Source organism: Mucilaginibacter galii (assembly GCF_014635825.1).
Classification (GTDB): domain Bacteria; phylum Bacteroidota; class Bacteroidia; order Sphingobacteriales; family Sphingobacteriaceae; genus Mucilaginibacter; species Mucilaginibacter galii.
The window spans coordinates 63873-77626 of record NZ_BMDO01000012.1; the positions used below are offsets into that span (position 1 = coordinate 63873).

Here is a 13754-nt window from a genome sequence, read left to right on the forward strand (position 1 = left end):
ATTAGGAAATTTTATCCCAACTTAAACCGGCATTTTTAGAAGCAAATGCATAGTGCAGTACCTGGTGCTCGGGTAGCGCCAGTTGAGGATCGCGTGCAAATATATCTTCCACTATTTTACGGGCCTGTAATAATATTTCCTGGTCGGTAGCTAAGTCGGCCAGTTTAAGGTCTAATACACCGCTTTGCTGCGTGCCTTCAATATTTCCCGGGCCGCGTAGCTGCAGGTCAATCTCCGATATTTCGAAACCGTTATTGGTGCGTACCATGGTATCTAAACGTATGCGGCCTTCACGGCTTAGTTTACCACCGCTCATCAAGATACAATAAGACTGCTCGGCACCACGGCCCACACGCCCGCGTAACTGGTGCAGTTGCGATAAACCAAAGCGTTCGGCATTTTCAATAATCATCACCGAGGCATTGGGCACGTTTACGCCCACTTCAATTACCGTAGTGGCCACCATAATTTGTGTGTCGCCTTTTACAAAGCGCTGCATTTCAAACGCTTTATCGGCAGCAGGTATCTTACCATGTACTACACTTAATCTGTATTGAGGTAGAGGAAACTCTCTCGACATGGTTTCATAACCATCCATCAGGTTCTTCAGGTCCAGTTTCTCACTTTCTTGTATAAGTGGGTAAACCACATATACCTGTCGTCCCAGCGTAATTTCGCGTTTAATTAAGCCAAACATTTGCAGGCGCTGGCTTTCATAAAAGTGCAAGGTCTCAATGGGTTTACGTCCTGCCGGCAGTTCATCAATTACCGATACATCCAGGTCGCCATACAATGTCATAGCCAGCGTGCGGGGTATGGGAGTAGCCGTCATAACCAATACATGCGGCGGAATGGTGTTTTTGCGCCAAAGCTTGGCGCGTTGCTCTACGCCGAAGCGATGCTGCTCATCAATTACCACAAAGCCCAGATTTTGAAACTGCACGGCATCTTCAATTAAGGCATGGGTACCTATCAATATTTTAAGCTTTCCGTTCTCCAAATTTTCGTGAATGATCTTACGGTCTTTTTTCTTAACGGAGCCGGTAAGCAGGGCTACTTCAACAAAGTCATCGCCCAGCAACTGCTTTATAGAGATAAAATGCTGGTTGGCCAAAATTTCGGTAGGGGCCATTATGCAGGTTTGAAAGCCATTATCAATAGCCAGCAACATACTCATAAGCGCCACTACCGTTTTACCACTACCTACATCGCCCTGCAGCAACCGGTTCATTTGAACACCGCGCTGCGTATCTAACCGTATTTCTTTTAATACACGTTTTTGCGCATTGGTGAGTGGGAACGGGATTTTGTCATGGTAAAATGTATTAAAACATTGGCCAACGCTCCCAAAAATGTTTCCCTTAAATTTTTGCGTACGCAATAGTTTGGATTTTAGCAGGCGCAGCTGAATCAAAAAAAGCTCTTCAAACTTAAGCCTGCGCTGTGCTTCATAAAGGAGCGTGGCATTTTCAGGAAAATGAATGTTGCGGTATGCATCAACCCTGCTCATTAGATTAAGTTTTTGGAGCAGGTATTGCGGTAAAATTTCAGATATCTCACGCGCAAACTGATCGAGTAAAATAGCGACGAGCTTTTGCAGGCCTTTACTGTCTAGAGAGAAGGTTTTAAGCTTTTCGGTAGAGTTATAACCCGGTTGCAGTGAGACATTGCCTTTACCCTTTAAAGCTTCGGGCGAATACGGCTCAATTTCGGGGTGGGCCATTTGAGCCTTGCCATTGAACATGCCAGGCTTGCCAAAAATGATGTAAGCTTTACCAATTACCAGGTTTTTTTCAGCCCATTTAATGCCTTGAAACCAGGCAAGCTCCATTACGCCGGTATCATCCTGTGCGTGCACAATGAGGCGTTTGGTGTGCTTTTCGCCCAATATCTCTTTGTGGGTTAGACGGGCTACTACCTGTACATGCGGTAATTCGGGATTGATATCCCTGATCTTGTAAAACCGGGTACGGTCAATATACTTGAAAGGAAAATGCCGTAGCAGGTCTTCATATTTAAAAATGCCAAGGTCTTTTTTAAGTACCTCGGCACGGGCGGTGCCCACACCTTTTAAATATTCAATGGGTGTTTGAAATACCTGCGAATTCAATTTGTTAACTTGCTAACAACGGGTTAGGCTTTATAAGCAGTAACCGAAATTTCAACGTTTACATTCTTAGGTAAACTGGCAACCTGTATGGTTTCGCGGGCAGGAAAATTTCCTGAAAAATATGAACCGTAAATTTCATTTACCTGTGCAAAATCGCCCATATCTTTCAAAAAAATACTTGTTTTTACAATGGCACCAAAATCAAGTCCTGCCTCGGTTAAGATAGATTTAATGTTGGCCATTACCTTATGTGTTTCAGTAGCCAGATCAGGCATTACCAGTTCGCCGGTTTGGGCGTCAAGAGCAATCTGACCTGATATAAAAAGTAAATTACCAGCAAATACAGCTTGGTTGTAAGGGCCAATAGGTGCAGGTGCATTAGGTGTGTTAATTATAGTGCTCATTATTTTTTAAGGATAAATACGTTAAACAGCTTCCATAAAATGGCTGTCAGAAACATAATAATGGCAATGGCATTAATGGTATGCATTACCTTTAAATTGAAGCTTTTGGGCCTGTTGTCGTCTTTTTTTCGGAAGAAGTACATAAACAAAAGTAAACAAAAAAAGGCTCCGGGTTATCCGGAGCCTTTTAAAAGTATTAATTTTTGTATTAATTACATTTGAGCAAATTCAACGCGACGGTTCATTACACGTCCTTCTTCAGTTGAATTGTCAGCAATTGGGTTGGTTTCACCAGCACCTTTTACTTTAACACGTTTAGCTTCAACACCTGAGTTTACTAAGTAAGTTTTTACTGAGTTAGCACGGTCTTTAGATAAACGGATGTTGTGAGCAGCAGTACCTTCAGATGAAGCATAACCAGTTAAAGTTACAGTTTTACCAGAAGTAGCACGTAAGTCAGCAGAAACTGCATCTAAAACGCTGTAAGAAGAAGTTCTTAATACAGAGCTATCAAAATCAAACTGGATGTTTGAGTAAGCAGCAGCAGTAGTAGCAACTGAATCAGCAGCTGGGAATTTGATTGGGCAACCAGCACCATCAACTACAGTACCAGCTGGAGTGTTAGGGCATTTGTCAAATTGATCAGAAACACCGTCACCATCAGAATCTTTTTTCAAATCGTTAACTGCGTTTTCAACGTTAGTAACACGACCTTTTAAAGCTTCAACTTCTTGACGTAAAGCAGCATCGTACAATTCATCGTACATCATAGCTACCGGGTTAACCCACTCTAAGTTTGGTTTTGAACTTGAACCGAAAGTGTACTCAAGACCACCGTAACCGTAAGAATATTTGTCTTTGGTTGGGTAAGCTCTTTTCAAAGCGTCTAAGTTATCGTCATCAGTGAAGTTAACAGTATAACCTAAGTTTAAGCCCAATGCATCAGATAGTCTGAATTTAACACCAGCACCTACAGGGATTACTAAACTTTTAACGTAGTGTTTAGAACCGTCAGTGTTTAAGTAACGACCTTCAGTGTTGTTTTGAGTAATGTAGTGTGGGTTGTACCAGATCATACCAGCACCCGCGTTAACGAAGAAGTTAACTGAGTTTTTGCGACGTAAGAAATCGATAGTAGCAACGTTTACTTTACCACTCAAAGTTCCTTGCCAGAAACGGGTATCGTATGAACGGAAACCATCACGTGTACCGCCAATAGCGCTGTTGTTGTTACCAGCAACTTTACCACCGTTTGCATCTAATTGTAATGCAAAAGAGTGAGCTAACTGCCATTTTAATGAAGCACCGTAACCTAACGATACAACGTAGTCTGTGTAATCATGTACACCACCGATAGCAACAACCGGAGAAACTGCACCAGCGTTTAAGCCAAAGCTCCAAGTGTTGTACTGACCTCTGCCGCCAAACACTTTGGCAGTTCCTGTTGACATGCTTTTAGTAGAGTCTGTTGACATGGTTTGGGCACTTACGATGCCTGCTGCCAGTAAAGACGCAACTGAAAGAGCAGCCGTTTTCTTTAATGTAGAATAGTTCATAGTTTTAAGATTAAACAATTTTTAATTGTGATTTTACTTTAAAAAATTAGTACTTATGTTTGATGCATCACCAAACACTGTTCCAATTTTCTAATATTGGAGACAAATAAATGGAAAAAAATGTTTTAAAAAGATTAAAACTGCATCAATTATGAAATATCTACCTATAGACAATAACTTATTTATTAATAATAGAAATAATTTCGTTTTACGATTAAAGCCGCATTCTATTGCCCTGTTTAATGCAAATGACGAATATACACGCAGCGGCGACCAGAATTTTGTATTTAAGCAAAATGCTGACTTTTTTTACTTCAGCGGAATTGATCAGGAGCAAAGTATATTGTTGCTTTTTCCGGATTGTCCTAATCCACTATACAGAGAAGTACTCTTTTTAAGACAAACCAACGAATATATTGCTGTATGGGAAGGCCATAAATACACCAAACAAGAAGCAAGGCAGGCTTCAGGCATAAACAACGTGTATTGGTTACACGATTTTGACGCTATACTGCATAGTATTGTGAACTATGCCGAGCACATTTATATAAACACGAATGAGAATGATCGCTTTTTACCGGGTGTGCCTTACCGTGACCTGCGCTTTTTGGCCGACCTTCGTGCAAAATACCCTTTACACTATTATGAGCGCTCGGCCCCATTGCTGCGCGACTTAAGGGTAATCAAATCAGCCACTGAAATTGAACTGACCCAAAAAGCTTGCGATATTACCGGCGATGCCTTTAACCGGGTACTTAAATTTGTTAAGCCCGGCATTGCCGAGTATGAAATAGAAGCAGAGATTACACACGAATTCATTAGGCAGCGCGCCACAGGTCATGCTTACACACCTATTATCGCATCAGGCCCTAACGCCGTTGTGTTACATTATATAGATAACAACCAGGTTTGTAATGACGGTGATGTGATTTTATTTGATTTTGGAGCCGAGTATGCCAATTACAACGCCGACCTGAGCCGCTCTGTTCCGGTGAGCGGACGGTTTACGCCACGCCAACGTAAAGTGTACGATGCCGTATTGCACGTAATGAAAGAGGCCACTGAAATGCTGGTTGCCGGAACGGTTTGGAACGAATACCATGATGAAGTAGGCAAGGTGATGACCAGTGAACTGATTGGCTTAGGCTTACTAGACCGCCATGATGTAGAAAAGCAGGACCCCAAGGCACCTATATATAAGAAATACTTTATGCATGGTACTTCACACCATTTGGGTTTAGATGTGCACGATTATGCCAGCCGTTATAAACCATTTGAAGTTGGTAACATTTTAACCTGCGAACCGGGTATTTACATTGCTGAGGAAGGTTTAGGTATACGCTTAGAAAACGATATTTTAATAACCCCTGGAGGCAACCGCGACTTGATGGCAAATATTCCAATTGAGGCAGAGCATATAGAAGAGATCATGAATAGCTAATATAGAAGCAATAGCCAGGAAACAAGACGCTGAAACAATATGTTAATGACCATGCTTAAATCTTTGGATAAAAAGCATGGTCATTTTAGTTTTATATTTGTGAACACAAGATGTCCAAGCCAGCCATATTAGTAACGTTCGATTCAATGATCAACCCAAACTCGGGTTACTTTTCTTTTGGAAAAGGTTTGGGTGATGCTATGATACAGCAAAACGCAGGTAGTGCCAACTTAACTTACTATGTGTTTAAAGATACCGACTACCAGTTTGAAGGTATGCCCAACCTGCTTTACTTATCAAAATGGCATCAATTGTATTTTCCGCAGCACCATAAGTTTGACCTGGTTCATTTTACCGATCAACGTTGCCGCTTAAAGCCAGGTATGGTAAAGGGCAAAAAGGTGCTTACCATTCATGATATTAATAAGGTACACCTTAATAAGAGTAAGCCTTGGCGTATTAAAGCACATGTCAATAAAATAAACCGATACATAGCACAATGCGACCGGGTGGTTACCATATCGCAATTCGTAGCTAACGATATTTTAAAATTTTGCCCCGCTGCTCAGGGAAAGATCAGTGTTATATATAACGGTGCCGATAAATTAGTAGTTCCTGATAACCATACACCGGCTTACGTTCCGCAAAAGCCCTTCCTATTCACTATTGGCTTGCTATCGCCGCAAAAGGGGTTTCATTTGTTACCTGCTTTGTTAGCAAATAATGATTATGAACTCATTATAGCAGGCCCAGAAACGCCACATAAAGCGGTAATATTACAAGAGGCCGAAAAATATAATTGCCTGGATAGGGTAAAAGTGACCGGTGCCATAACCGATGATGATAAGGCTTGGTATTATAAAAATTGCAGTGCCTTCATCTTTCCATCAAAAACCGAAGGCTTTGGGTTGCCGGTTATTGAGGCCATGTATTTTGGTAAACCGGTATTTTTATCTAAATACACTTCTTTGCCCGAAGTGGGTGGAGATGTGGCCTATTATTTTGATAATTTTGAACCCGAGCACATGCAGCAGGGTTTCAATAAAGGTATGCAGCGGTATGTGGATGAAGACCGGTCCGGTGCCATCATAGCGCATGCCGAACAATTTTCGTGGGAGAAAACAGCGCAGCAATATTTGGCGCTTTATGCAGAATGCTTGAAGACCGGCGAGTAATTTAGATACCATGTTTAAAAAGAAAGATATATTCAGTAAATTATGGCTAAAACATACCAATCGTTTTGCCTATAAAGAATATAAGTGGGATTTGCAGAATTATAACAACCTGCAGTTCACCCAGCATCTTGTTGGCTCGGGTAAACTTAATAACATTGAGAAAATAAAGGCAGTGGCTCAAAGTGCTGGCTGCTTAAATGTTTTACACAGCGGCAATGCCGGAGATATTATATACGCACTGGCCACCATTAAAAGGATAAATGAACTTACCAGTGTACCTGTTAATGTATACTTGCGTTTAAACAGGCCTAATAACTTACCCAACTACAACTCGCACCCGGTTGGTAATGTTATGCTGAATGATAAAATGGCTGCGTTGCTTATACCACTTATAGCTACACAGCCCTATATAGAAAGCTGCAAGATTTTTACAGACGAAGAAATTCATATTGATATGGATTATTTTAGGGCGGGCATATTGCCTATGCAAGGTAACATAGCCCGCTGGGTAGGGTACATTACGGGGGTAAATGCAGAACTGTGGAAGTCTTGGTTATCTGTTGAGCCTGATGTGAAATATGCCAACAGCATTGTTATTGCCCGCAGTGGGCGTTATCAAAACACAACCATCGACTATACTTACCTTAATAAATTCAATAACTTGGTTTTTATAGGTATTGAGCCTGAATACCAGGATATTAAAAAGCACTTACCCGGTATAAAGTGGCTATCGGTGGAAAACTTCCTGCAAATGGCTCAAATAATTGCCGGATGTAAATTCTTTATTGGCAATCAATCGTTTCCGTTTTCTATAGCCGAAGGATTAAAAGCCCCTCGCATGCTTGAATTATCTTTAGAGATCATCAACGTGGTACCCGAAGGGCCATACGCGCATGATTTCTTATTTCAAGACCATTTTGAATCGTTGGTAGAACAATTAGCCAACGCAAAAAATTAATGCGAATGGATACGTCAAAAGTGGTTATTGTTATTCCCTTTTATCGTAGCAGTTTATCTGCTTACGAAATAATTGCTTTACAGCAATGCCAGCACATGTTAAAGGCTTATACAATTATTGCGGTTAAACCAGCCTCGCTGACTTTACCTGATGCAGCACGTACGCTTAGTTTTGATAGTGAGGAGAGTTTTAGTGACGATTATTTTAAGAGCATAGCCGGCTACAATCGCTTACTATTATCTACAGAGTTTTATGATAGATTTATTACTTACGAGTATATGCTTATTTATCAGTTGGATGCTTTTGTATTTAAAGACGAATTAGTTTACTGGTGCAATCAAAATATTGATTATGTAGGGGCACCTTGGATTCGCACTAAAAACGACGGACTGTTAAAAAGATGGGAATTGCAGCTCAAAGCCTATGTTTACACACGTTTCAATGTAAAGCGTAAAGGTGTGCCCAGCAGCAGGCAATTTATGAATAAGGTTGGAAATGGTGGCCTGTCGTTAAGGCGCACAAAGAAGTTCAAAGAACTAACTATTAGCATGCAATCACAAATTGCTTTTTACCTTTCTAATACTGCGCACGAGTATAACGAGGATATGTTTTGGAGTATTGAGGTAAATAGAAAGCAAAAGCTACTTAATATACCCTCGTGGCAAACAGGATTAAAGTTTGCCTTTGAGTTTGCTCCAGACCTGGCATTAAGTATTAATCAGGAGCTTCCGTTTGGTTGTCATGCCTGGGACCGGAATGTTGATTTTTGGCGGCCTATTTTTAAACAATTCAATTACAATATTTAACTGCCGTGATTAATCAGCCTCTTGCTTCTATCGCTTCATGCACCTGTAATTGTCAGCAGTATTTGCGATAATGATAAGATATACTTATTGGTCAACGTTATCCAAACATTGAATGTGGTGGTTCACGATGCTTCAACCGATGACACTCTTGCTGCATTAGCTGACTCCTCTCTCAATATAGACGGCTCAAAATTCGCAGAAATGCGGTTAACAAGTTAACTTTGTTCAATACCTTATTTGGTGTTTTTAAATTTCAGACATTTATACAAATAATAGCATTGACAATTAACAACGATCAACAACCAGGCAAACTGTCAATAATAATTGTGACACTAAATGTAGCGCATTGCTTACAGGCTGCTCTTGATAGTATTTATGCACAAACCTACCCAAGCATCGAAATTGTGGTTATGGATGGCCTAAGCACAGATGGTACCGTTGACATACTTAAAGCAAATGACCATAAAATAGCTTTATGGCTTAGCGAAAAAGATGGCGGCATTTATGATGCGATGAATAAAGCACTGAATTATGTTACCGGTGAATGGGTATACTTTTTAGGTGCAGATGATGTTTTGTTTGATGATTTCTCTAAACTGGCTTACGAGGTAAAAGATCAATCTACAATTTATTATGCCAATGTGTTATTGAGAAAAATCAAATTCCGTGGACAGGTAACGGCTTATATGCATGCCAAAGGTACTATTTGTCATCAGGCTATGATATATCCAAAACGGGTTTTTGATAAATACAGGTTTAACACGAAATACAAAATATCTGCCGATCATGAATTAAACATGCGGTGCTGGAAGGATCCTGGCTTACATTTTAGATATTTTGACCTGATTGTAGCAGATTTTAATCATACCGGAGCATCTTCAGGTGTTGATGTGGAATTTAATATAGACAAGCCAAAACTTATTCTTGAAAACCATGGGCTTATAATTTGGCTGCGTTTCATGTTTAGAAGAACTAAAGGGAAACTTTTACGGCAAGATCCGGGCAGATACAGATAATTAACCTTGCAATCGTGAAAATCTTATTTGATCATCAAATGTTTTCTCTGCAAAAGTACGGCGGTATAAGCCGATATTTTGCCGGTTTAAACAAAGGTATTAATGAGCTTATTGGTTATACCAGCAAAATTGCTGTTTTATATTCTGAAAATGAGTATTTAAAAGATCAGCAGCCGGTTCTTAATAATGTATTAGGCCACAAGTTATTTTCAGGCAAGCGTGATTTGATTTATAAGTGGAATAAGAAATTTTCAAAACGGTATATCAAGTTTGGGAATTATGACCTACTCCACCCCACCTATTTTGATACCTATTTTATTAAGCACAACAAAAAGCCGCTGGTAATCACAGTTCATGATATGATTTATGAGCGTCATCCTGATTTGTTTCCCGATTCAGCTCACATCATAATTCATAAGAAGCAGGTCATAGGGGCAGCAAATGCCATTATTGCAATATCTGAGCATACTAAGCAGGAAATAATTAAATTTTATCCGGAGGTTGAAGATTGTATTTCTGTGGTGCATCATGGCTACACACTAAACACCATCATGGAAAATGTAAGCTTAACTTTGCCAGCCAAATATATACTGTTTGTTGGCGAACGTTGGCACTACAAAAATTTTATAGGTTTTATTAAGTCTATAAGTGCTTTATTAAAACTTGATTCAACTTTAAACTTAGTATGTGCGGGTGGGGGTAAATATTCGGAAGAGGAAAGCAAGGTTTTTTTAGATTTGGGTATAGCAGATCAATGCATCCAGCTAAATGCCACCGATGCGCAGCTTAAGTATTTGTACAGCAAAGCACGGCTCTTTGTTTTCCCATCTTTACACGAAGGGTTTGGGTTGCCCTTGTTGGAGGCCTTTGCAAATGACTGTCCGGTAGTTTGTAGTAACAATACAGCCCTGCCTGAGGTAGGGGGAGATGCCGCTATTTATTTTGACCCGTTAAGCGCTGATTCTATGAAAGCAGCGGTAGAGCTTGTGCTTAATAACCGGCATTTGCAGGAAGAACTGAAAAGCAAAGGACGGCAGCGACTCTCCTCATTTACTTTTGACCAATGCGTTCAAAACACGCTGAAAGTTTACCAATCTGTACTGTAACCCCATGAAAGTAGCTGGCTTTACCTTTATTCGCAACGCGGTAAAAAATGATTACCCGGTGGTAGAGGCTATAACCTCTATATTACCCATTTGCGATGAGATTGTGGTTGCTTTGGGTAACAGTGACGATGGTACCGGCGATCTCATCCGCAGTATTAATTCGCCCAAGATCAGGATTGTGGATACAGTTTGGGACGAATCGATACGCGAAGGTGGTGCTGTGTTTGCCGCCGAAACCGATAAAGCCTTTGCGGCCATATCTCCCGATGCCGACTGGGCTTTTTATATCCAGGGCGATGAGGTTGTGCACGAAAAGTACCTGCCTGTTATTCGTCAGGAAATGGAAGCCAACCTGAACAATGCTGCTGTTGAAGGTTTGCTGTTTAAATACCTGCATTTTTATGGTTCGTATGATTACTACGCCCATTCGCGCCGCTGGTACCGCCGCGAGATCCGTATTGTTCGAAATAACAAACAGATTCATTCGTACCGCGATGCGCAAGGTTTTAGGTGGTATGAACGTAAGATCAACGTCAAACTAATTCATGCCTATATTTACCACTATGGCTGGGTAAAGCCGCCTAAAGGGTTGGAAAGTAAGCTGCGTAACTTTAACCAGTTTTATCATGATGATACCTGGGTGGCCGAAAACCTGCCGCAAACCTTTGAATTTGATTTCCATAACGCCGACCGTATGCTGCCTTTCGAGGGTACACACCCGGCCGTAATGCAGAAGCGGGTTGCCGCCCAAAATTGGAAACTACAGGTAGACCTGGTTAAGCTGAAAAAGAAAATGTCACTTCGCCGCCGCATCCTTCAAAAAATTGAGGACCTAACCGGCTGGCGGTTGAGTGAATACCGGAATTATAAGATTGTAAAGTGATATAACATCGCGCCATTGCGAAATCCTAATTGATCTTTACCCAATAGGTAAACGAACTGCCGTTCTCCGCAGGGATTGCTTCGTACCTCGCAATGACGGGTTGAGCATAACTGTCAAAAGCTATTTATGCAGGTCAATTGCCTCGGCACCTATCTTGTGGCCATCGCGAGTAAATAAAAAGCTCATTGGATGGTCTACATTTTTAATGATCTCAAACAGCAGGAAACCCCATGGTTTCCAAAAGTTTTCGAGCACTTGCCCGTAAGTTTTGTTTTGCCATTCATCAAAAAGCGGCCGGCCGCTGGTGCCCCGTAGGGGGGCTGCTTCCACAAAAATTTCATCGGCCACCGGCAAAATATCATACTCGGGCAAACGGTTAAACAAAAATGCAGAGTAAAACACCCGTCCGCAAAACTCCTCAAATTGAATAGGGTGCAGGGTGTCATTTTCAATCTGCTTTACTATTTCTTCATGGTATCGGCGGTTGCTGCCATTGTCTTGAAGACAAATAATTAAGCCAAAATCCTGAATACGTAGCGAAAAGGTAAGCGTGTTAATTTCATCGCGATAGGCAAACTCGTTTTCGGGGTTATCTACCTTAAATAAAAACAGGCTGAATGGGGTAAACCCATCAAAGGTAATTTGATGGTTCAGGCTTTGCAGCATGAGGTGCAGGTGGCTAAACTTGTGTATTAACCCTTGCGATACCGTAAATTCTTCGCCTTGGGCATGTTGCTGGCGTATGCCCGCCTGCAATTCGTTAAATATAATACCGTACAATAATTTGCCCGCCCATTGAAATATTTTAACGGGCTCTAATTGCTGTACGCCTTCATAGCCTTGGGCAAAGGCAGTTTCTATTTCGCTTTCCAGCGGTTCAATATATTGGGTGTTTACCGCAGTAGTACAGGGAAGTTTTAGGTCTTTGTAGCCAATATAGCTTTCATCCAGCAGCTTAATTACCTTGTCTTCCAACTGGTAGCGGCTCATTAACCAGGCCGGAAAAACTTGGATCTTTTCTTCTTCGCTGGTTAATGTTTGGCCGGTTAAAAAGCAGTTGCGGTTGCTAAAATTAAAACGGGTAAACGGGTTGTATAAAGTTTCCGCCATAGCGGCAAATATAGGATTGGTGAGTGGTTATTAGTTATTGGTGGATAGATATTTGCATCAATATGGCACAGTGTTAACATAATTTATTCAATAATTTAATAACCGTTAACCAAATGCTTAGCTTTATTTTTAATATGAAACTGAGCTATTCGCCCTTCCAACTGCAATTAAAACACCGTTTTACCATTGCTAAGTTTTCGCGTACCTCAACGCCGGTCATGCTGCTGCAATTGGAACATGATGGTTGTATAGGTTACGGCGAAGCCTCTATGGTGCCTTATTTGGGCGAGAGCTTAGAAACAGCTACGGCATTATTAAACAAGGTGGATGTTAATCAACTTCGGTATCCTTTTAACTATCAAAGCATTATAGGTTACTTAGATAGCCTTGCACCGGGTAATCCGGCCATTAAAGCGGCTATTGATATTGCACTGCACGATTTAGAAGGCAAATTACTGCATAAACCTTGTTATGAATTAGCAGGAAGCGATCCAATATTGATGCCCGTAACAAGCATCACCATAGGTATGGATGAGCCTGCAGTGGTACTGCAAAAGGTTAAAGAAGCCGCACAAGCCCAGGTGATCAAGGTAAAATTGGGCAGCCCTGACGATAAACAGCTAATTGAAACCGTACGTTCGGCAACCACTGTGCCCTTATACGTGGATGCCAACCAGGGGTGGACCGACCGCCAGCAGAGCCTTGACCTGGTTTACTGGCTGCAGCAGCAGGGTGTACAATTGATTGAGCAACCTTTCCTAAAAACCGACCCCGACAGTAATGCATGGCTAACCGAGCGCAGCCCTATCCCCATTATTGGCGATGAAGCCGTACAACGATTGGCCGATGTAGAGCGAGCCAAAGGAGCGTACCATGGTATTAATATTAAACTCATGAAATCGGCCGGCATGTATGAGGCTGGTCAAATGATAGCCAAAGCCCGTGAGTTGGACCTGAAAATATTGATAGGCTGCATGAGCGAAACCAGTTGCGCTACCCTGGCCGCTGCTGCCCTGGCCCCGCAATGTGATTGGGCCGATTTAGATGGCCCCTTTTTAACCAGCAATAACCCATTCAAAATGCCCGGCTTTAGTGAGGGAAAGTGGGTTTTAAGTAAGGAATCGGGTTTAGGATTAGTGCCAGCATAGCTAAATTTAATTCAAGCAAAAATTTATAGGAGATATGGCAC

The 13754-nt window shown here is 41.4% G+C and carries 13 protein-coding genes; 8 read left to right on the forward strand and 5 right to left on the reverse strand.

From position 1 onward, the window contains the following. Nucleotide 1 precedes the first annotated feature (1 nt). From recG to IEV61_RS18025, 4 genes are all read right to left on the reverse strand, one after another. Entirely contained in the window at nucleotides 2–2110 is a 2109-nt protein-coding gene (gene recG / locus IEV61_RS18010) for an ATP-dependent DNA helicase RecG (RefSeq protein ID WP_188418449.1), read from the reverse strand. Between the two features lie 23 nt (nucleotides 2111–2133). Next, nucleotides 2134–2514 (reverse strand): RidA family protein, encoded by a 381-nt coding sequence (locus IEV61_RS18015; protein ID WP_188418450.1) that lies wholly within the window; start codon nucleotides 2512–2514, stop codon nucleotides 2134–2136. After that, nucleotides 2514–2657, reverse strand: coding sequence for a DUF6728 family protein (locus IEV61_RS18020; RefSeq protein WP_188418451.1), 144 nt, complete (start codon nucleotides 2655–2657; stop codon nucleotides 2514–2516). The genes IEV61_RS18015 and IEV61_RS18020 overlap by 1 nt, the downstream gene beginning before the upstream one ends. Nucleotides 2658–2726: 69 nt before the next feature. Continuing rightward, nucleotides 2727–4070 carry an OmpA family protein gene (locus IEV61_RS18025; RefSeq protein WP_188418452.1) on the reverse strand — a complete coding sequence of 448 codons (1344 nt, stop codon included), beginning with the start codon at nucleotides 4068–4070 and terminating at the stop codon, nucleotides 2727–2729. 151 nt (nucleotides 4071–4221) lie between these two features. On the opposite strand from IEV61_RS18025, the gene IEV61_RS18030 reads away from it, so the two are divergent. The 7 genes from IEV61_RS18030 to IEV61_RS18060 all read left to right on the forward strand — a co-directional run bounded on the left by IEV61_RS18030 (nucleotide 4222) and on the right by IEV61_RS18060 (nucleotide 11455). Beyond that, nucleotides 4222–5511 carry an aminopeptidase P family protein gene (locus IEV61_RS18030; protein WP_188418453.1) on the forward strand — a complete coding sequence of 430 codons (1290 nt, stop codon included), beginning with the start codon at nucleotides 4222–4224 and terminating at the stop codon, nucleotides 5509–5511. A gap of 146 nt (nucleotides 5512–5657) precedes the next feature. Continuing rightward, nucleotides 5658–6686 carry a glycosyltransferase family 4 protein gene (locus IEV61_RS18035; protein WP_188418454.1) on the forward strand — a complete coding sequence of 343 codons (1029 nt, stop codon included), beginning with the start codon at nucleotides 5658–5660 and terminating at the stop codon, nucleotides 6684–6686. 10 nt (nucleotides 6687–6696) lie between these two features. Continuing rightward, nucleotides 6697–7644: a hypothetical protein gene (locus IEV61_RS18040; RefSeq protein WP_188418455.1), complete on the forward strand. Its 948-nt coding sequence runs from the start codon at nucleotides 6697–6699 to the stop codon at nucleotides 7642–7644. 5 nt (nucleotides 7645–7649) lie between these two features. Further along, nucleotides 7650–8450: a DUF5672 family protein gene (locus IEV61_RS18045; RefSeq protein WP_188418456.1), complete on the forward strand. Its 801-nt coding sequence runs from the start codon at nucleotides 7650–7652 to the stop codon at nucleotides 8448–8450. A 221-nt stretch (nucleotides 8451–8671) separates the two neighbouring features. After that, a complete protein-coding gene (locus tag IEV61_RS18050) occupies nucleotides 8672–9466 on the forward strand; it encodes a glycosyltransferase family 2 protein (RefSeq protein ID WP_229747201.1) in 795 nt (264 codons plus the stop codon). Between the two features lie 14 nt (nucleotides 9467–9480). Further along, nucleotides 9481–10572, forward strand: a complete 1092-nt coding sequence (locus IEV61_RS18055; protein WP_188418457.1) for a glycosyltransferase family 4 protein — start codon at nucleotides 9481–9483, stop codon at nucleotides 10570–10572. Nucleotides 10573–10576: 4 nt separating this feature from the next. Beyond that, entirely contained in the window at nucleotides 10577–11455 is an 879-nt protein-coding gene (locus IEV61_RS18060; RefSeq protein ID WP_188418458.1) for a glycosyltransferase family protein, read from the forward strand. Between the two features lie 120 nt (nucleotides 11456–11575). On the opposite strand, the gene IEV61_RS18065 is transcribed toward IEV61_RS18060, so the two are convergent. Further along, on the reverse strand, nucleotides 11576–12565 hold the full coding sequence (locus IEV61_RS18065) for a hypothetical protein (RefSeq protein WP_188418459.1): 990 nt from the start codon (nucleotides 12563–12565) through the stop codon (nucleotides 11576–11578). 134 nt (nucleotides 12566–12699) lie between these two features. Between IEV61_RS18065 and IEV61_RS18070 the strand changes: the two genes are divergently transcribed. Beyond that, the gene (locus tag IEV61_RS18070) at nucleotides 12700–13713 is read left to right on the forward strand and encodes a dipeptide epimerase (RefSeq protein WP_188418460.1); all 1014 of its coding nucleotides are present in this window, start codon (nucleotides 12700–12702) and stop codon (nucleotides 13711–13713) included. Nucleotides 13714–13754: the final 41 nt, after the last annotated feature.